The sequence below is a fragment of the Microbulbifer mixtoriginis (SeqCode) genome, assembly GCF_052467705.1.
Genome location: NZ_CP174322.1, coordinates 3997084 through 4016549, shown reverse-complemented (window position 1 = coordinate 4016549; position 19466 = coordinate 3997084). Strand labels below are relative to the sequence as shown.

14 protein-coding genes are annotated in these 19466 nt (G+C 45.1%); 11 read left to right on the top strand and 3 right to left on the bottom strand.

The genetic code is table 11. From position 1 onward, the window contains the following. Positions 1 to 28 precede the first annotated feature (28 nt). From pyk to ACJJIB_RS17555, 8 genes are all read left to right on the top strand, one after another. Complete coding sequence (gene pyk / locus ACJJIB_RS17590) at positions 29 to 1465, top strand: pyruvate kinase (RefSeq protein WP_444887002.1); 1437 nt, start codon at positions 29 to 31, stop codon at positions 1463 to 1465. Between the two features lie 826 nt (positions 1466 to 2291). Further along, positions 2292 to 7283, top strand: a complete 4992-nt coding sequence (locus tag ACJJIB_RS17585) for an RHS repeat-associated core domain-containing protein (RefSeq protein WP_444887001.1) — start codon at positions 2292 to 2294, stop codon at positions 7281 to 7283. A 1-nt stretch (position 7284) separates the two neighbouring features. Continuing rightward, positions 7285 to 7557, top strand: a complete 273-nt coding sequence (locus ACJJIB_RS17580; RefSeq protein ID WP_444887000.1) for a hypothetical protein — start codon at positions 7285 to 7287, stop codon at positions 7555 to 7557. A gap of 867 nt (positions 7558 to 8424) precedes the next feature. After that, positions 8425 to 8634 carry a hypothetical protein gene (locus ACJJIB_RS17575; RefSeq protein ID WP_444886999.1) on the top strand — a complete coding sequence of 70 codons (210 nt, stop codon included), beginning with the start codon at positions 8425 to 8427 and terminating at the stop codon, positions 8632 to 8634. A 951-nt stretch (positions 8635 to 9585) separates the two neighbouring features. Continuing rightward, positions 9586 to 9771 (top strand): RHS repeat domain-containing protein, encoded by a 186-nt coding sequence (locus ACJJIB_RS17570; protein WP_444886998.1) that lies wholly within the window; start codon positions 9586 to 9588, stop codon positions 9769 to 9771. A gap of 179 nt (positions 9772 to 9950) precedes the next feature. After that, complete coding sequence (locus ACJJIB_RS17565; RefSeq protein WP_444886997.1) at positions 9951 to 10349, top strand: hypothetical protein; 399 nt, start codon at positions 9951 to 9953, stop codon at positions 10347 to 10349. A gap of 2 nt (positions 10350 to 10351) precedes the next feature. After that, a complete protein-coding gene (locus ACJJIB_RS17560; RefSeq protein WP_444886996.1) occupies positions 10352 to 10678 on the top strand; it encodes a hypothetical protein in 327 nt (108 codons plus the stop codon). Between the two features lie 1224 nt (positions 10679 to 11902). Then, a complete protein-coding gene (locus tag ACJJIB_RS17555) occupies positions 11903 to 12559 on the top strand; it encodes a hypothetical protein (protein WP_444886995.1) in 657 nt (218 codons plus the stop codon). Positions 12560 to 13033: 474 nt separating this feature from the next. Here the strand turns inward: ACJJIB_RS17555 and ACJJIB_RS17550 are convergent, their stop codons facing one another. Continuing rightward, complete coding sequence (locus ACJJIB_RS17550; RefSeq protein ID WP_444886994.1) at positions 13034 to 13597, bottom strand: MAPEG family protein; 564 nt, start codon at positions 13595 to 13597, stop codon at positions 13034 to 13036. Positions 13598 to 14046: 449 nt separating this feature from the next. Continuing rightward, complete coding sequence (locus ACJJIB_RS17545; protein WP_252083045.1) at positions 14047 to 14193, bottom strand: hypothetical protein; 147 nt, start codon at positions 14191 to 14193, stop codon at positions 14047 to 14049. A 28-nt stretch (positions 14194 to 14221) separates the two neighbouring features. On the opposite strand from ACJJIB_RS17545, the gene ACJJIB_RS17540 reads away from it, so the two are divergent. Then, the gene (locus ACJJIB_RS17540) at positions 14222 to 14971 is read left to right on the top strand and encodes a zinc metalloprotease (RefSeq protein ID WP_252083044.1); all 750 of its coding nucleotides are present in this window, start codon (positions 14222 to 14224) and stop codon (positions 14969 to 14971) included. A 989-nt stretch (positions 14972 to 15960) separates the two neighbouring features. On the opposite strand, the gene ACJJIB_RS17535 is transcribed toward ACJJIB_RS17540, so the two are convergent. Beyond that, positions 15961 to 16980: a Vgb family protein gene (locus ACJJIB_RS17535; protein WP_444886993.1), complete on the bottom strand. Its 1020-nt coding sequence runs from the start codon at positions 16978 to 16980 to the stop codon at positions 15961 to 15963. A gap of 406 nt (positions 16981 to 17386) precedes the next feature. Here ACJJIB_RS17535 and ACJJIB_RS17530 point away from each other — a divergent pair, with 406 nt between their 5' ends. Together ACJJIB_RS17530 and ACJJIB_RS17525 are read left to right on the top strand one after the other, a co-directional pair. Further along, on the top strand, positions 17387 to 18568 hold the full coding sequence (locus tag ACJJIB_RS17530; protein ID WP_444886992.1) for an MFS transporter: 1182 nt from the start codon (positions 17387 to 17389) through the stop codon (positions 18566 to 18568). Beyond that, positions 18568 to 19434 (top strand): alpha/beta fold hydrolase, encoded by an 867-nt coding sequence (locus ACJJIB_RS17525; RefSeq protein WP_444886991.1) that lies wholly within the window; start codon positions 18568 to 18570, stop codon positions 19432 to 19434. The genes ACJJIB_RS17530 and ACJJIB_RS17525 overlap by 1 nt, the downstream gene beginning before the upstream one ends. The last annotated feature ends 32 nt before the right edge of the window (positions 19435 to 19466 follow it).

Sequence of the window (19466 nt, the reverse complement as noted above, 5' to 3'; positions counted from 1 at the left end):
CTTTCAAACAAATATCTAACGGGACCATATGATTCGCCATACAAAAATCGTCGCCACTCTGGGACCCGGTACCGATAAGCCGCGTGTGATCGATGAAATGATTCGTGCCGGCGTGAATGTTGTGCGTTTAAATTTCTCCCATGGTAGTGTCGATGACCATCGCCGTCGGGTGCGGGAAGTGCGAGATGCTGCTGAGGCCCAGGGGAAAACTGTCGCAGTACTGGGCGACTTACAGGGCCCCAAAATTCGAATTGCCCGTTTTACAGCCGGCAGCGTGGCGCTTGAGAACAATGATGAGTTCACACTGGATCTCGACTGCCCTCCGGAAGGGGGCGATGAGCATCGTGTGGGGGTCGACTACCCCAGTCTGATCAGCGATTGCCATTCCGGTAATATTCTCCTGCTCGACGATGGCAAGATTCGCCTGGAGGTGACGGGCACAACTGCCAGCAAACTGTATTGTCGTGTGCTACAGGGCGGTAAACTCTCCAATAACAAGGGTATTAACCTGCTTGGCGGTGGCTTGTCCGCGCCAGCTTTAACTGAAAAAGATTACCGCGATATTGAACTGGCTGCCGAGTTGGAAGTGGATTTCCTCGCAGTGAGTTTCCCCCGCTGTGCCGAGGACCTGGAGACCGCGCGCAAGGCCATGCAGGCTGCTGGTAGCCAGGCCGCCATTGTGGCCAAGATTGAGCGCGCCGAAGCCGTTGCCGACGATACACAGATGGATGCCCTGATACTTGCTTCTGATGCGATTATGGTGGCCCGTGGCGACCTAGGGGTAGAGATTGGCGATCCCGCTCTGGTGGGTGTGCAAAAGAAACTGATCAACCGTGCCAATGCGCTTAATCGTGGCGTAATCACCGCGACGCAAATGATGGAGTCCATGATTACCAGCCCAACGCCTACCCGCGCGGAAGTGATGGACGTGGCTAATGCTGTGCTGGATGGTACCGATGCGGTGATGCTTTCTGCAGAGACCGCTGCAGGAGATTACCCGGTCTCTGCAGTGGAATCCATGAGTGAGGTGATTGTGGGGGCAGAGCAGTATCTCGGCAGTGTGCCTTACTCGCCAGAGGAACATGGTGCTTCGGATCGTATTGATACCGTGATCGCCCAGGCCGCTATTGATGTGGCTGCCCGAGTGGAGAATCTCTGCGCAGTGGCTGCGTTGACAGAGTCTGGCCGAACCCCGCGTATGATGTCCCGCGCCAATACTCGCCTGCCGATTTACGCTATGACAAGGCACCCCAATGTTGCACGTCAGCTGGTACTCTTGCGCGGAGTAGAGCCCATCAGTTACGACCCAGCCACGGTGCCTCTGGGGCACCTTACCGAGTCAATTATCGAAGTGCTGGGCGCGCGCATAGACCTGCAAAAAGGCCAGCGGGTATTGATCACCCAAGGTGAGCGCCTCAATGTCGGTGGTCATACCAACTCGATGCGTATTAAAGAAATCGAATAAATCTTTATGGTGTAAGTCATTACTAACGATTTGGGAGTTCAAATTAGTAATGGCTTTCACCTGAAAAGAAAGATTGTCGATAAACTTTTCATTTCTCCATTCTCAGCTGCTCACTTTTTCACCCAGCTCTAAATTCTTTCCAATCTTTTCTCCTCTCCTGGTTTGTGATGTTGTTCACGTTGCGCCTGATCCTGGAGTGGTTCTATAGATCCAACTAGTAGCTACTAGTTAAAGCAGTGAAGAGGGATGGCAGCACAAATAACTTTTTTAATGAGTTATTGCCGGTTAAATTCGAATTTGATTTTTCTTTTAGATCTTTGCAGTAAATTATCTGTTGCTAGGATGATTGCCTTTATATTTATTACGCTTAATTCAAAATATTTTCAGTAATTTATTTGTCTGCAGCGCTACTCTCGTTGTCGTACTCGTGTAATGCCGTTTATCTATCCCCCCCGACCTATTTGCGGTAATCTGCCCAGATAGGTCGCAATTTCAGGTATCCCTTACCGGTAGCTTTGGCCTCATCCCATCCAGGTGCCGGTAAATTGGAGCTATTGGCAAGTAGTTTTCCATAAGCTTTCGGGATCATGAGGTTTACTATTTAAGATTTCACAAATTGCGAACATCCTAATCCAAAAGATTTTGGGCTGTGACAAGTACTAATCGTGTTATTACTTGCAGAGTGAACAATTTTTATTGGAATAGAGGCCGGCCATGTGCGCCGGGTTGTAAATAGATGTGAAGATAAATCGGGATGATTTATTGGATCTGGCAAAGATAAAAGAAGCTGGCGTAGAGCGGGCTTACGGCGTTTGAAGGATTATCCATGCAGCTAAGTGTCGAGAATAGGCAAGGCATTCGTTATATGGTGAGAGTTGGCTGGGCGTACCAGATGGGTATTCCCCTGCAGGTGGATGCCACCCAGCTCTTATCTATGTTCGATAACGCCGCCATTCAGGAGATCTATGAATACTTTTTCGGCTTGAATGGGATTTCCTGCAATACGCTGAGTGTCAGTATCCAGTCCAGTCAGTCGGGTACGATATTTCTTGGCCCCTTAAGTGAAGCTCCGGGACATTTAACCAGCCGGGAAAAAGAAATCTACCTGGCCCTGGTACAAAACCGCCTGATTATTGAGGAAGCCCCATTTGCCGCTACCGAGCTGGTCGACAAGCAGGCGCAACTGCTCAGCAAAATCCGTATAGGGTTTCAGCAGATTATTGCTCAAGAGCGGGCTGAGGCTGCGTTGATTCAGCAGCGCCATGAACAGCGCTCGGGTCTAGAGAAGGTAGGTGCTTATATTAATCGAGGCGCTACGGGCCTGGGCAACGCTGCCTGGGGGCTGGCCGTTTGGGCTAAAGACGTGCTTGAAGTGGCTGCACTAATCCATCCTGTACGTCAGTCCTTTGAGCAAAATAAAGCGGTTGTCAATTACCTGCTACATGATAAAAGTCTTGTAGAGTCTCAACGGGAATATTTATCGGCTGTTCAGCGAGAAGCGGTAGATGTACTCGGCTTCGACCCCTCTAAAATCACCAAGCAGCAATTTGATCTGGCCCTTGAGGTGGCTGAACTGATTTATGACGATCCGGCGCTACGCGATATCATCATCCGTTTTGCCAAGGATTACGCCAGTGCCCAGCACAGTTTAGAAATCACCGAAATGGCCGGTGGTGGAGCTTTTGAGATTATTCTCACTATCGTGTTGGCTGCGGCTACAGGGGGTATTGGTGCGGTAGCGGCTATGGCGAAAAATACGCGCCTGCTAAAAGCCTTCCGTGGCATCGGCGACCTGATGATGGATTTTGCCAAGCTGAAAAAGCAGCACAATTTGCTCTCCAAAAAACGCGGTGGCAATGTCAAGGGCAATGGAGCCAGCTTCTCCGATTTAAGCTCTTCAGAGGCTTCAGTGCCGTCATCTTCCAGCGGCCCCTCGTCAAGCGGTTCCTCCTCAAGCAGTACTTCCTCTAGTGGTAGCTCTAGTACTAGCAATAGCTCTTCTAGCGGTTCCAGCAATGGCAATCAAAGTAGCCAGGGTGCTGGTTCCGGCTCCAACACAGAGGGCGGGAGTCAAGCAGGTGGCAACTCCGCCTCCAACGAGCCTGATAGAGCCAACAGTGAAACAGGTACAAACCAGAATGGTGGTACTTCCCAGTGCAATGCGAATGCCTGTGAGGGCGGAGAGCCTATCAACCTAAAAACCGGTGAGGAGCGTCTCACTCTGGTGGATACGGTATTAGATGGGCCTCTGCCAATCACTGTAGCGCGTACTTACCGCAGCAGTAACCCCAAAGACTTTGGTATGGGACACGGCTGGACCCATACCCTGGGGGAAAAGCTGATATGGCGACCCGGTAAAGCGGTGCAGCTCCACGATGCCGAGGGCCGAGTGATTAACTTGCCGGCACCGGGTGACAGTGGCCGCAGCCACAATGTGGTGGAGCAGTTAACGCTTACTCGCGTTAATGATGAACATTGGATCGTTACACCCTATGGTGCGCCCAATGGAGTGCAGAGGCACTTTAAAGCTATCGGGGATAAGGGGACTCTTAAGCTCGCAGAAATTCGCGATGACTACGGGAATTTCTACCTGTTCCACTATATCGATGAGCGTTTAATCTGCATCGAGAGCAGTCTCGGTGAAGCCCTGCATATCAGCCCACCAGAAGGGCAGGCGAACAGCCTGCGTATCGGTGAATTGAAAAAAGAAACCCGCGATGGCCGCATTAAAGTACTCGCCAACTATGAGTACAGCGATGAAGGCGACCTGATCAAGGCCACCGATGCTGATGGCCACAGCGAGCAGTATCAGTACCGCCAGCATGTTATTAAGCAGCGTACCCTAAAAACCGGCTACAGCTTCCACTTCGAATGGGATGCCGAAGGTCCCTCGGCCCGCTGTGTTCGCCAGTGGGGCGATCCTATCGATGGGCAGGCCACTTACAACTACCAGTTTGATTGGGATGATGATGGCAAGGGTGTCACCGTAACTGATACCCGCGGCGGTAAAGAGCGTTATCGCTTCAATGATCGTGCCCTGCCCATTTATCACCGCGACCCTGAAGGTGCCGAGACCCTTTACAGTTACAACGACCTGGGCCAGATCACTAAGGCACAGCTGCCAAGCGACGATGGCAGCCTGCGCGAAGAGATTTATCAATACGACGATCAAGGACGCCTGGTACAAAAAACCGATGCCGCCGGCAATAAGCGCCGTATTGAATACAATAGTGAAGGTCTGCCCGCAAAAGTTACGGATGCTGCTGGCAATAAATGGCAGCGTGAGTACAACAAAAATGGCCAGATCGTTGCTACCAAAGACCCTCTCGGCAACAGTACCCAGTATGGCTATAACCCCGTTGGTCTGATCGGCAGCGTTACCGACCCACTGGGAAATACCACCCGCTACTTGTGGAACCCCGAGGGTAAACTCGCCGCGGTCAAAGACCCTATGGGCCGCGCCCAGCACTACCGCTACGACAGCGCTCGTCGCCTGGAAGAAGTACAACACGCCCCTGGCCAGGTCACTCGCTACGAATACGATGCTCAGGATCGCATCCATGCGGTAATCACCCCAGATGGTGCGCGGACCCAATACAGCTACAACCCTCAGGGGTTACTGGCCGAAGTTACCGACTCCGAAGGTCGCAGTACCTGCTACGCCTACGACGGCCTTAGCCAGATTAAGGCTCGTACTAATCCGGATGGCAGCCGCCTGCAATACAACTACGACGGCGAGCGCAACTTAGTTGGCCTCACCAACGAAAATGGTGAACGCTACCAGCTTAAATACGATCTCAATGAGCGCCTGATTGAAGAAGTCGGTTTCGATGGCCGCGTGACCCGCTACGCCTACAACCGCGCCGGCCACCTGATTAGCTCCAGAGCAGTGACGGATACGGATTCAGGTAAGGGCATCGACACCATCTTCGAGCGTGACCCCTTCGGTCGTTTGTTAGAAGAAGTGACCCCGGATGGAATTACTAACTTCCGCTACAACCGCAGTGGGCAATTAATTGAGGCGGAAAATACCCACCGTAAATTGCGCTGGGAGTACGATGCTAATGGGCGTGTTGTTGCCGATTGGCAGGGCAAAGACAAACTGAGCCACCAATACGATGCCGTCGGTAATCGTATTGCCACAACATTACCCGATGGTGAAGTACTGAACTTCGCTTTCAATCCCGCCGGCCAATTCCAAAGCCTGCACCGCTGCCCAGTAGGTGGCGACACCGATCAGCTGATCACCAGCATCAGCCACGATGAACAGGGCAGGGAAAGCCAGCGCCAACACGGTAATGGGCTGGAAAGCCAGAGAGATTACGATCCTCAGGGCCGCCTGCAAAAACTGCGCTTGGGCAAAGCAAATGGCCCGGTATCAGATCCAACTCAGTCAAACTCCATCCTGGAGCGTAGCTACCAATACAATAAAGCCGGCCAGATTGCCCAAATTGAGGACAGCCTGCGCGGCACCCGCAGCTACCACTACGACGCCCTCGATCGCCTCACTCAGGTAGACGGCCCCAACCCCGAATACTTTGTGCACGACCCTGCGCACAATGTCCTGGCTGCCGCCAATTCGAAAGACGAAGCCAAGCAGCAAGCCAGCGCCACCCAGGTCAAAGGCAACCGTTTAGCCTTCCGTGGTGATATCCACTATCGCTACGATATTCATGGCAACCGCATCGCCGAACTGCGCGGTAAAGGGCAAAAACTGCAAACCCGCTACCACTATAACAACGGCCAACAGCTGGCCCGTGTAGAAAAGCTTAAGGTAGAAAACGGCACGGAACAGTTCCAGCAGGTGATCCACTACCAATACGACCCCCTGGGGCGCCGTATTTGTAAAGCGAGTGAAAGCGAGCAAACCCATTTCCTCTGGGATGGTGACGTACTCCTGCAGGAAAATAAAGTCGATACCCAAACCAAGCAGGATATCAATACCCGTACCTACTACTTCGAGCCGGGCACTTTCAAACCTGTTGGGTTAAAAGAAGATAATCAGGTTTATCACTATCATCTGGATCACCTGGGAACCCCAGATACCCTCACTAATCATGAAGGTGAAGTGGTATGGAGTGTTGCTTATAAATGCTACGGTAATATTGCCTTGGCCCATGAAAACCAGATAGAGCAACCGATTCGTTTTCAGGGCCAGTACTTTGATGAAGAAACCGGGCTACATTACAACCGGTTTAGGTACTATGATCCGCAGGTTGGGGAGTTTACTCAGCTGGACCCGATTGGGTTATTGGGCGGGGTTAATAATTATCAGTATGTGCCAAATCCAGTAGGGTGGATAGATCCCTTTGGGTTAAGCTGTAAAGAAACCGCCGCTGGAAAATCAGCTTCATATCAAGGGTCAGATCCTTATTTTGGTGTTGATAAGCTAGAAAACATAGAACTAAAAAAAGGGACAAAGTTAGCCCATGTGACATGGAAAGAGGACGGTGGAGTAGCTGGAAATTACTTTACAACAGTTGATGCTCTAGAGTACACAAGGGCTAAAGATGGATTGGTTAGCTCTAAAGCCTTGAATCAAGGCTTACAAGTCTATGCAGGTGATGGGAGAACAGACTATAAAAAATATGTAAATGTTTTCGAGGTTTCAGAGAACATTCCATTTGGTGGTGCTGCAACTGGACCTACTAAAGCAAATCCGCAGTTCAATCCAGGGCGTTATAAGACTCATGATCAATATTTTATATTGGATGAGCACTTGGATAAATTAAAGCCGGTTTCAGGAAAGCTTGAGGTAATGAAAAATACTACAGCTCCTGATATAACTGAAAAACTTACTAATTTGAGGTCTCAGTAAAATGAAAAAGATAGTTAATTCCTATATGGGAAAGGGCAGAGATTACGATCATTTATCTCCCGTGGTAGATTTTCTTCTTGGGCAGGGATTGGTGTCAAACAATGATTTCTTATGGGGAAATAATAGAACTGGCTATTTTTGTCATTTAAAGGGAGATATCGATTTTTCTTTACTGAGAGATAACTTTGAATTTCCTGATTCGATAGTTCTAAATGAGGATCTGCAAACTATAGATTGTCAAATTACTTATTCGCTTATTAAAGGTGGGTTCTAATGAGGGGGGCAGATCATAGGAGAAAGTATCGATCTGAATAGTGCGAGAGGTTTCTTGAAAATCATTTCCAGCTGAGAAATCTTGTATATTTCACCTCGATGTGGATTTTAGTTTAGTTGCAGCTGAATAGAAAAATGACGTTTAATTAACCTTTGATCAGATTTCAGATTGTCAATTATAAGTACGATGTCCAAGAACCTGTTCTTGCAGTATACACTCCAGATGATGCCCGTAGTCAACTTTCTGCTTTCAATTTAAACCTATTTCTTTAATAAATGTAAGTAAGAGAGGGGGCTGCTCTACAAGTAACATCTGGGTATCTCAGATGCCCTCACTAAACAGGTTGGTGCTACGGTATGGAGTATTGCTTATAAGTGCTACGATAATATTGCGTTAGCTCATGATAATCAGATAGACCAACTGATTTGTTTCCAGAGGCGGTACTTTGATAAAGAAACCGAGCTACATTACAAACGGATTAGGTACTATGATCCATAGGTTGAGGGGTTTACTCTGTAAGACCTGGTTGGGTTGCTGGGGTAGCAAATAATTATCGGTATGTACCCAACCCGGTGATTGTAATAAAAGTGGAAATATCAATTCAGATCCACTTCTAGAAAAGCATTTAAAAACCTTGCCTAAGGGATAGTGTGAACTTATTGAACAAGTTGACTGCCCAGGGCAGGCTTTACGGGCGATAAAGCTGTTAAGATTGCGTTTTTAGATACAGTGGAAGGTCATCGATTTTCGCGAGATGGTTCAAACCCGGCGGGACCATATGTAGCAATTGGTGATATGCCCTCCTCTAGATATGAGGCAAGACAATTGCTAGCTCTCAAGAATTTTAGTAGAGGGGCTTATAACGATATGACATATTATACTTCTGTAACAATGGAGAAAGGAGCAACCCTTTATATCGGAGAAGTTGCTCCCCAGGTGTCAAAAGCAGGTACAAAGTATAGTGGAGGGGGTACCCAGGTGTTTGCAGAATTTTGGCAGTCAGAAAATTCTGGAAAAATTTCGTTTTCAACACCTAAGAAAATGCCAAGAAAAAAATTAGCACGAAGAAATAGATAATTATGCCTAAGGTGAAATTTAAGGAGGTTTCTCCAGGTGATAGCTCGGAGTTAATATTTTTAGACAAAAAAGGAAATGGATACCGCCTTTTTTCTGACTCGCGAGCGAGAGAGGTAGCGGGTGTAACCTCGGATTTTTGGGATAAGTTCTATTTCTGTAAAAAAATAGTTATTGACTACGTTGTGATAGGTAACTTGAGAGTAATTACTAAGATTATATCTTATAAATAGCCTGCTATTATTTATGCTTGTATAGGGCTTGTGTGTGGTGGCCAATTTTTTGGTCACTAACTTTTGAGCGTGAAAGTATTTAATCCTGCTCCGATAAAGTCAAAATAGAGAAAGACCTATCTAGCAGTGGTAGTCCTCATTACGATATCTTGCTCGCCTCCCCCAAGTAGGCGTCCTCTCTCCTGAAAACTTTGTAGATGCCCCTGCATACAATATTCTCGCCACGGCTGGTTCAATTGAGGAGGCTAAGTAGCAGTTCTGTGCCACTCGGGTCAAAGGTAACCGTTTTGCATTCCGCAGTGAAACCAACTACCGCTACGACATTCACAGCAATCGCACAGCTGAACTGCGCGGTAAAGGACAAAAACTGCAAATCCGCTACCACTACAACAGTCGTCAGCTGTTAGTATGGGTAGAAAAGCTTAAGGTAATAGAGAGGGGAGAGCTTCCTCAGCAAGAGATTCACTACAATAAGACCCTCCGGGGCGTCGTATTGGTAATGCTTCTAGCGATGGGCAAACAGGCTTTCTTTGGGATAGTGGATGTCCTCCTGCAAGAAACCAAAACAGATCTCCAAACTCAACAGGACCTCAGTAGCCGTACCTATTAACTTGAACCAAGGACTTTCAAACCTGTTGCACTGAAAGAAGATGATCAGGTTTATCACTACCATCTGGATTACCTGTGAATCCCAGATACCCTTACCAACCAAGATGGTGAAGTGGTGTGGAGTGTTGCTTATAAGTGCTGCGGTAATATTGCTTTAGTACATGAAAATCAGATAGAACAGCCGATCTGCTTCCAGAGGCAGTATTTTGATGAAGAGGCCGGGCTGCACTGCAACCGGTTTAGGTATTATGATCCACAGGTTGGGGGTTCACTCAGCAAGATCCGATTGGACTTTTAGGTGGGGTTAATAATTACCAGTATGTGCCTAATCCTGTTGCTTGGGTTGACCCGCTCGGGCTTACAGCTCAAAAAGAGTCTCCTAACAGACAAGTTGAATCAATATCTGCAGCTAAGCCTGACTTTTACGTTGGTCCAAGTGGGCCAGAATCCACCCTGCCGTCCACAGGGTATAGATATATGCGGTATAAAAATGACGACGGAACCGTAAATAAATTTGCTCCGATGACAATAGAAAATAAGTCAGCTCCAACTAGCTACTTTGGATTTGAAAAGTATGAGACTGGAGCTCAGGCAAGGGATGCGTTTCAAATTAAAGGGCCAGAAATAGGCCCCGATGCCAACGGCGATGGCTCATGGAGTGATGCTCGACTTAGAGGAGAGTTTAATACGTTACAGCTCTATGAAAATGGTGAAGTTAATGCAAGGGTTCCTAATTGGGCTGGAGATCAAGATAAGTCTAAATTAGAACCTTTTGCTGAGGCTTATCCCGAGTATGGAGAAGGAGGAGCAGTGCAACTCCATGCTAAAGATAAAATAATAGAGTTTGATAAAGTAGATATTTTTCCGGAGAAGTAAAGATGTCAGAAGCATACTATGTGATTGCAGAAGTAGATCGAAGGGCCTTAAAAAGTGGGAATGATAGCAATTGGCCTAAAGTATTAGCTTATTCCAACTCAGCAAAAAAAATATTCCTTTCGGAAGGGTGCGGGCATGGGCTTATGGGGGGGGAGATTTCTCTAATAAAATTTAATGCCTCAGATTGGGATGATTTTTTTAAGGACACCAATTCTATTTGGTTTGAAAAATTAATAGTGGATGGCACACTTTTTTCAATAAATGAAGAGTCTGATTTTCTTGATCTGTTGGCAAAAAATAACTGCAATGTAAAAATTGTTTATTATTGAGGTGGGTTTTAGGTTTGTCATTTTTTGTCATCAGGAGATGGTAAAATAAATATGGTTTATATTCACTGAATGGTCATGCTGGATGTTCAGTGAACAATGTTGTAAAATAGAGATAAAATAATGATATTTAACTAACCTTAAATCAGGCTTTAAATTGCCTGTTATTAGTACGATGCTCCGGATTATATCCATGCGGCAATCATCCTAGACAGCGCCCACATCCAACACAAAAGCTCTTCAAGGGGTACTGGCTGAGTACTCTGAAGGCCGTAGTACCTCTTACGTCTACGACAGCCTTAGCCAGTTTAGTATCAACTTTGAGGCGCGATACTCCTGATTTAATTCCATAGTAGATTTCCTGGAATGTTTTGTAGCTGTGTCGTTTGCGCGGGCGGCTATTTGGTTTCATAACCAACACGGCAAGAGACTGGAAAGCCAGAGAGACTACGATCTTCAGGGCCGTCTGTAAAAAACTGCGACTGGGCAAGGCCAATGGTCCGGTATCAGATCCGACTCAGTCAGACTCCATCCTGAAGCGTAGCTAGCAATACAACAAAGCAGGCCAGATCGCCAAAAGAGAAGACAACCTGCATGAGAACCTGCAATTGTAACTACTGCACCCTAGAGTGCCCCTCACTGAGGGCCTTGGTTTCAAGCAAAACTATAATACCTACTGTGGCTTCGATTACACAGGTCAGGATAAATTCCTATCAGCCGTAATACCGCTGTAATGTAGAGGATAAAGTAAATTGCATTACTATTGGACTTAATGAGATCTGTCAGTATGGATATGATTTCAATGAATGCTGGAGCGCAAAAGTCAACTCTAGTGGATTCGATGCCTATCATATCCACAATTGCTCTGATCGCTTAATAAGTTAAACTCATTGATGGATGCAGATACTGCTGGCAGGAGTAATGATTCTTCCATCAAGGGCGATCTTTTTTATCAATCATCTAAATAAATTACTTTGATTGGCGCTTATATTTTTATATACATTAGTACCGTGCCAGTCATCTAATTTTGGTGGGTTTTAAAAATGTAATAAGTGCTTTGTGTTTTTCAAGTGTCTTAGAATTGCAGAATACTTTCTGATGGGTTTGCTGGTTAAAGCTAATTCATTTATACAGAAGTACATGCCATTACATACAATATATTTTTATTGATTTATAAAGTTTTAAATTGTTTAATTTTAGTATTAAAAAAACTGCATAGAGTTGACCATGAGCAATAGAGCTAAAATGTCAAAGCCATCTTCCCGGCCAAAGATCCATAAGGAAGGGGTTTCAGAAAAGTTGATCGGGCGTTTTGATAAAGATTTACTAGGTTTCAGTAGGCATCATATTGTTGATATACAAGGAATGGGCGAGTTTTTCGATATTGGGCGCATGATAATCAAAAATCCAGCTTTTGATGGATCTAAAGTTGATTCTTTGCAGCGCAGTGTGGCCTCAGGAGGACCACTAAGCAATGCAGCTAGATCTGCCCCAATTGGATTATCAACCCAGCAGTCATTGAGGGATTGCTTTATGTGGTCGCCTATTAATTTATTTAGCGGTCCAAGTGCTAAGTTTAGAAGTGATGATCCTGAAAGTGGCTATGAACAGGTTAGGCCACTAAGTATGTCAAAAGTTCGGTGGGAAGTTTTAACGGATATTCAGACTTTTTTGGATCTATTTCCAAGAAGGCAAGGGCGAATTGATGGTGATATATTGAACTCTCAATTGGTAATTCAATATATGGAGTTATTGGATAAGTTGGTAGGCTTAACAAAGACAGGTGAAGGTAGGATTCATATCTTTAATTATTCTGACTGGAAGCTGACAGGGACAAGGCGGGAAAATAGCTTTGGTTATCGATTAAAGAAGTCACTTTACTAGTGCTTGGTTGATGAGTACAACTTTCTGATGCTATGAAGGTTTTGCTGTAGTCTAAATTAGATAAAAAATAATTTCCCAGGTTTTGGGTAGATTATAGGTCTGAAGATTAAGTTCCCAAGTGAAAATGGTTGGTTGGTTGGTTGGTTGGTGTGTGGATGTTTATCGTTTATATAGCACTCACACAGGAACTAGGTGCCCATCTAGGAATATGGTCCCCATGGTCGGTTACATATGGTAATTGCTTCAGGTTTTTCCTGAATCTTATGCACCTGTACCCCTAAGAGGCACCAGCTAATGTTAAGGGTTCCAAAGACAATGGAGCGATTTTATCTACGAAGATCTCTGTCAATTCAAGGGTCTAAAAAAATCCCTGCTCGTATCGAGCAGCTTAATCTGGTTTTCTGAGATTGTTGGTTCCACTATGAATAATCTTGCCTAGTCTGTAAATACACAGCTACTTAATCTAATATAAATCTAAATAAACCAAGCGCATATAAGATAGCTAGCTATTCCATACATAGCTAATAGGCTAATGCTCATAAAAAGACCTCGCAAGCCAGTTTTTCCTGCCAGATAGGCGATTGAATGACCTAGCCTGCCCATAGCAAAACCTATAATCCAGATAGCGGTGATTATTAATGGCGGAGAAATTAATAGAAAAGGAATCGCGAGCACGGTGAAGATACAAGTGTTTTCAGTTAGGTTTCTGTGTGCATTATGATTTCGCTTAAGCTCACTAATTGCTAATTCAGATGTTACTTCTCTACTATTACCGCTTTTTTGCCATTCCTCTGGTGTGGAGTACATTTTAAATTTTACTCTAGTGATCTCCGTCGATGTCATTAACAGGCTGTGGTTTACTGTTAATATCAGAGCCGAAATAATTATTATATGCAAGTGTGATACAGAAGGTAGGCTGAGTTTGGCTGATTCTATATCCGCAAGGGATAAGTTAATAAAGGTTGAAATAATGAATAAGATAAATGGATAGATGGTAACTAATTTTATTGCTTTTCTTTGCTTTTGATCGAATTCCATTCTTTGTTTTTCCTAGATTTTTAATCTCTGTTGTTATCAAGTCGATTGGCTTGTATCGAGTGTGTCAATGGGCTTAGGTCATTTTTGAAATTTCTGTAAGGGGTGATGGTAGCTAACAACTAATTTTTAAAAAGACTTATCGGATATTGACTCATCGTAAGGTGGTGGTTTTTAGAGTGTGGAAAGCATTTGTTAATCTTTTTTCACCAGAAATGATTACCCTTGAAACTATTTTTCCTGTCTTTATTGTGTTTCTGGTGTGGAAGCTTCATTTGAAGTAGTCCTTGAATTTAATTCTTTTTATGCCATTTGGTTGAACTTGCCGCCTCATTAAAGAAACCAATGTCATTATTCCTATTTTGAGAGTTGGTACTATTGACAGTAGTTGTCTTCAGCATGGAAGGTGAGCGGGCTGTCTGGGGTTATCAATTTAATAAAATAATTAAGGTTCAGGTTATGAGAAAAGCTAATCTTTCAACTTCAATAAAAACTGCATTATCTTTGTGTTTGCTAATATCACCTGCTATCAGTTTTGCTGAAAGTGATTCTTCACTTGAGCGTGCTAATGACAACGCTAAATTTAAACGTTGTGGCACTAATCACCCCTCTATTCAGGAGGCTGCTTTGAAAGAGCAGCATTTTACTGCGCTGCGCGGACAGTCTCGTAGTATAAGCAGTGGAACTCATACGCTACGTCCAGCGGGTTCTGTAACTATTGATGTATATTTCCATGTTATTACTGATAACGCCAATAATGGGTCGCTACCCAGCAATGTAATTAATGCGCAAATGGCAGTACTTAATGATGCTTATGCGAGTACACCATTTACTTTTAATCTGGTTTCAACTTCAGTAACGGCTAATAATTCTTGGTATAACGTTGGATATGGTTCCTCCGCAGAGCGCGCTATGAAAAGTTCATTGCGTGTTGGTGATGCGGGAGACCTGAATATCTATGTGGCTGATATCGGCGGTGGTCTACTTGGGTGGGCAACTTTCCCAAGCAGCTATTCTTCAGATCCGCTGGATGACGGGGTAGTTATTTTAACCGGTTCTGTGCCTGGTGGCGATGCAGCGCCTTACAACGAGGGCGATACTCTTACTCATGAGGTTGGTCACTGGTTAGGTTTGTATCATACCTTCCAGGGCGGCTGTGGTGGTAATGGTGATTATGTTTCCGATACTCCTGCCGAGAGGTCGCCGGCTTATGGGTGTCCAGTAGGTAGGGATTCCTGTACTAGGGGGCGGAACGCAGCCGGTCTTGATCCGATTACAAATTTTATGGATTACACTGACGATAGCTGTATGTACGAATTCACAGAGGGGCAGGCTACTCGCGCAGATGAGCAAAGCAGTACCTACCGCGGTCTATAATAATATTTTCGGGGGGATTATTCCCCCCGATACACTGATAATTATGAAAAGTATCCGATTTTTTATCCTATTTACTTTGATATCTATAAATACGGCTAACGTAACTGCCCAGAGGCTCGCTGTGCCAGGCTATGTGGCTTGTAATAGGAACCAGCTGACTTCCTGGCAGGGAGAGGTAACAAAATTAGTGCGGACAGGAAACAGCATTAAAGTATGGATTTCCACTAATTACGACACCAAAGAATCATTAGAATTGACGATGCCTAGCTGGAAAGCACTTCTCGGTCAGTTCCGTTTACAAGGGAAAGAGTTTCTGGAGAGTGACTGGGGAAAGGTTGCTGATCCACAAGCAGGACTTAGGCCTGGGATTCGAGCAGTAATTTGGTTGTGCGAGAATAAGGCCTATCCCACTGTGATCAATTGGCAGCCTCGGCCAGAGTAGGTGACTGCATTCTTACTTTATGTGTAATCAAGATTTAACTAAATTTTTAGTGCCACCCTAATTAAGTCAAAGAAATCTTCTCTGATGGTTGGTGATTTTTAAATTAAAGATTACAAGTCGTGGAAAAGTAACCCCTCAATAAGTTTCGGAAGCCTGCTCCTATATTGAGAGGCGTTTGTTGGGGGATATTTAAGAGGATTCAATTGCTGGAGTTCTCATCAATTAATTGATTTCTTTCTTCGTACAGAATTTTCTGCATTTATATTTGCGCTAAGATCTACATCAACCTTGTAAATGTATTCTCGATATGGGTTGCTGGAGCTAACTGAGTAGTCCTCAAGTTCAACCCCCTTGCTTGAATATAAAAATGAACATCTGGCTATTACTATCTGTATACTTCCTTCTGAGAAAAAAGAAGGATGTGAGCATCGCTTGGGCTAAAACACTGTGTTGAGGTCGTTAGATAGACTCCAGTTTTAGCAGGCTGCCCTTGGTGTTTCCTGCTGGGAGTTCCTTTTATAAATTTATCTGTAATTTTTTAAAAGACTCATTTTTTTGGTATTCCCTGATCTAGAAATCCAGAATCGACACCGAACCAAAAGCTTCCATCTTTATTGTCAAAATACATATATCGAATGTTGCCTCCGCTGGGTACAGTCGTTTGACTGACAAACTTTTGTGCTTCTGTATCAAAAGCAAAGATGATGTTAGGAATATTACCGGTGTCTGCTACCCATAGCCGGCCTTTGTTATCCATTGCGGTTCCGTAAGGGCGTGGATTTTCAGTGGGGAGCTTCCATTCTTTGAATTCTTTTGTACTGGGCGTATATCTGCCAAGATAGCCCTCTGGATAGTCCACATACCAGATATTGTTAGATGTATCGATTTCCAGCCTGCGAGGCCGAGCGTTTGGTCGGGGAATTGAGATTTCGTTTACCACCATGGTTTTAGGGTCTACCCAAGCTAGTTTATTCGTGCCAAATAGAGCAACCCAGGGGCGATCTTGAGAGTCTACCTTGATTCCATAAGGGCGTGCGTTGGCAGTTTGTGGTGTAGCTACTTTCACCTCTCCATTATTTACATCCAAAATACCTATGCGATTGCTCTGTTGGGCAGTAAACCAAATATTGCCCTCACGGTTGAATACCAGTGTATGTGGATCATTTACACCTTTAGGCATTGGGTATTGAGTAATTTTACCGGTCTCAGCATCCATACGCCCAATATGAGCATTGCGGTTGCCCGCATACCAAACCATGCCCTGCTTATCTACTATCAAGTTGTGAGGGTGGGTTCCTTCAGGGACCTCAAATTTTTTAAACGTCTGATCAGGCGGAGAAAATCGACCGATGTAGTTGCCGGCCTGCCCACAGAACCAAACTTGCTGCCTGTTATCCACATGGGGGTCTCTGGGCAGTCCCTGCCAGGGGACCTTCCATTCGTTTAATTTGAGTCCGTCTGGCAGTTTATTTTCTTGTGCCGTAGTATTTAATGACGTCGATAAGAAATAAATGACACAGATGGTGAATTTTAGTGACAGCGCAGGAAGTTTTGGGGAGATGTTCATTTGCCAATTCCAGTGATTAAGCCGTCAAGGAGAATTTATGCGTATATGCTGTAATATGGGAAAATGGGAGATCTGAGTCCTGGTCAAAGCATAGGTGATAATTGATGCATATTGAAAATGGTTTACAGGATCAATGTTTCGCCGAAGAGTGATTTCAAACTGCTATTTAGCGATTAAGAATCTCATTGGGGCACTTGATCATATTTACGAAAGAGATACTGAAGTCTCAGAGCTCTATTTGTGTAAGTTCTAATTGACCCAGAGGGGTTTAAATGAGAAGAGCCTTGTCTTTACTACAAGGCAGAATTAATAGCCGGTTTGGTGGTGATTGGCAGTCATCTTAAGCTCAATTTACACGCCAGCGTTGTATAGCGTATATTGCTGTCCTCAGTGTAGGAGTCCCGCTATGTTACAACGCCTCCGTCGACCGGAAATTCTGCTGTTGATCCTTGCAGCCTCAATGCCACTTTCTTTTTCTGTCTGGAATACCCTCCTTAATAACTTTGTGATAGCCAAAGCTTCATTTACTGGGGCTGATATTGGCTTGCTGCAAAGTGTGCGGGAAATCCCAGGTTTCCTTGCCTTTACAGTGATCTTTGTTTTACTGCTTATTCGTGAGCAGCGGTTGGCACTTCTCTCACTTGTAGCAACCGGGATTGGTGTAATGCTGACCGGTTTTTTTCCATCTCTCACGGGTTTATTACTCACGACATTATTGATGTCGATCGGTTTTCACTTCTATGAAACCCTGCAGACCTCTCTGGCTTTGCAGTGGTTTCCAAAGAAGACTTCGGCAATCTGGATGGGGCGAATGGCTGCAGCTGGCTCTTTTGCCGCATTATTGGCCTATGGGCTAGTTTGGGGCTTGATGGATTTTGGCGGGTTGGACTATTCCTGGGTTTACCTGATTGGAGGAGGGAGCACAGTTATTATTGCCCTGGTGGCCTGGATACTTTTTCCTCAATTTCCCCAGCCCCATAGCCAGAGAAAGCAGTTGGTTGTACGCAAACGTTATTGGCTTTACTACGCTCTGACAATGATGAGCGGTGCACGTCGGCAGATCTTTATTGTTTTTGCTGGTTTTTTGATGGTTGAGAAGTTTGGTTATAGCGTAGGGGAAGTTGCTGCACTTTATACCGTAAACCACCTGTTGAATTTATATATTGCCCCGAAAATTGGCCAGTTTATTGTTCGCTTTGGTGAGCGCAGAATCCTCACTCTGGAATATATTGGTTTAGCACTAGTCTTTGCTGGTTATGCATTGGTGGAGAGCGCGATGATGGCAGCTGCGCTTTATATTATCGATCATCTGTTTTTCTCTATGGCCATTGCCATCAAGACCTATTTCCAAAAGATCGTGGATGAACGTGACATCGCAGCCTCTGCAGGTGTCAGCTTTACCATTAATCATATCGCGGCGGTTATTATCCCCGTTTTGTTTGGTTTGCTATGGCTCACCTCTCCAGCGATGGTTTTCTTTGCTGGATCTTTGATGGCTTTGGTTTCTTTGGGATTGGCTCAGCTGGTACCGGAACACCCCGGACCAGGCAATGAAGCGCGCTTAGGGCAGGGTGTTGCTGCCACATAGTGGCTCTATTATTTTTTAAGTTTGGATTCTTTGATCGTTATTATGGGTTGTATATGCATCAAATCCTCCTACTCATAGTGCTTGCACTTCCGCTATATGCTTTTGCGGCGCCGGAACAGATCCCTGTGGGTGAGTACCGTATTGAATATGAGATCAAAGGATCTGGTAAGGCTATCCTGTTTTTAGAAGCGGGGGGCTCGGCTGGCATGTCTGACTGGAATCCAATCTATGACAGGTTAGCAGAGCATACACGAGTTATACGTTACTCGCGTGTTGGCAATGGTAATTCTACAGCCATCAAGAAACATTTTAGCTCTGAGGATTATGCTCAAGGGGCCAAGGCCTTATTGGAGGCTTTGGGGGTTAAAGAGAAAATTACTTATATTGCGCACTCCTATGGTGCTCATGTAGCCCGAACGTTTGCCGCACAGTACCCAGAAAGAATGGCAGCGTTGATGCTGATAGAGCCTTCTTCTGAGCATGATGTGGATATTATGCGATCTCTGAATTTGGAATTGGCCGAAGAGCAAATTGCCCAGGTAAAACTGGATGATATGAAGAACGGCATGTCGAATCAGTACCTGGATTTTTGGTCTAAACGCCCTTTACCTGACTATCCACAAATCCCAGATATACCCGTCACAGTAATTGCCTCAATTAAAAAGTATGACAATCCTCCTCTTCTTTTCTTTACTGATGAGGCCCGGGATAGATGGGGGGAGTTACATTCAAATTGGGCCCATGCATTTCCACAGGGGCGGGTTGTTTTGACTGAGAAGAGCTATCACTATCCTCAAAATGATGAGCCAGAAATGGTGGTGAAAGAGATTTTGGCACTCACGTTAAAGGCTTATCCACAAGAATGAAAGTAAAGAAGCTACGCTTTAGGCTATCTACT

Coding starts and splice junctions, on each gene's coding strand:
- ACJJIB_RS17530 (WP_444886992.1), top strand. CDS start 17,387: ATGTTACAACGCCTCCGTCGACCGGAAATTCTGCTGTTGATCCTTGCA.
- ACJJIB_RS17560 (WP_444886996.1), top strand. CDS start 10,352: ATGTCAGAAGCATACTATGTGATTGCAGAAGTAGATCGAAGGGCCTTA.
- pyk (WP_444887002.1), top strand. CDS start 29: ATGATTCGCCATACAAAAATCGTCGCCACTCTGGGACCCGGTACCGAT.
- ACJJIB_RS17575 (WP_444886999.1), top strand. CDS start 8,425: ATGACATATTATACTTCTGTAACAATGGAGAAAGGAGCAACCCTTTAT.
- ACJJIB_RS17580 (WP_444887000.1), top strand. CDS start 7,285: ATGAAAAAGATAGTTAATTCCTATATGGGAAAGGGCAGAGATTACGAT.
- ACJJIB_RS17555 (WP_444886995.1), top strand. CDS start 11,903: ATGAGCAATAGAGCTAAAATGTCAAAGCCATCTTCCCGGCCAAAGATC.
- ACJJIB_RS17585 (WP_444887001.1), top strand. CDS start 2,292: ATGCAGCTAAGTGTCGAGAATAGGCAAGGCATTCGTTATATGGTGAGA.
- ACJJIB_RS17535 (WP_444886993.1), bottom strand. CDS start 16,980: ATGAACATCTCCCCAAAACTTCCTGCGCTGTCACTAAAATTCACCATC.
- ACJJIB_RS17565 (WP_444886997.1), top strand. CDS start 9,951: ATGCGGTATAAAAATGACGACGGAACCGTAAATAAATTTGCTCCGATG.
- ACJJIB_RS17550 (WP_444886994.1), bottom strand. CDS start 13,597: ATGGAATTCGATCAAAAGCAAAGAAAAGCAATAAAATTAGTTACCATC.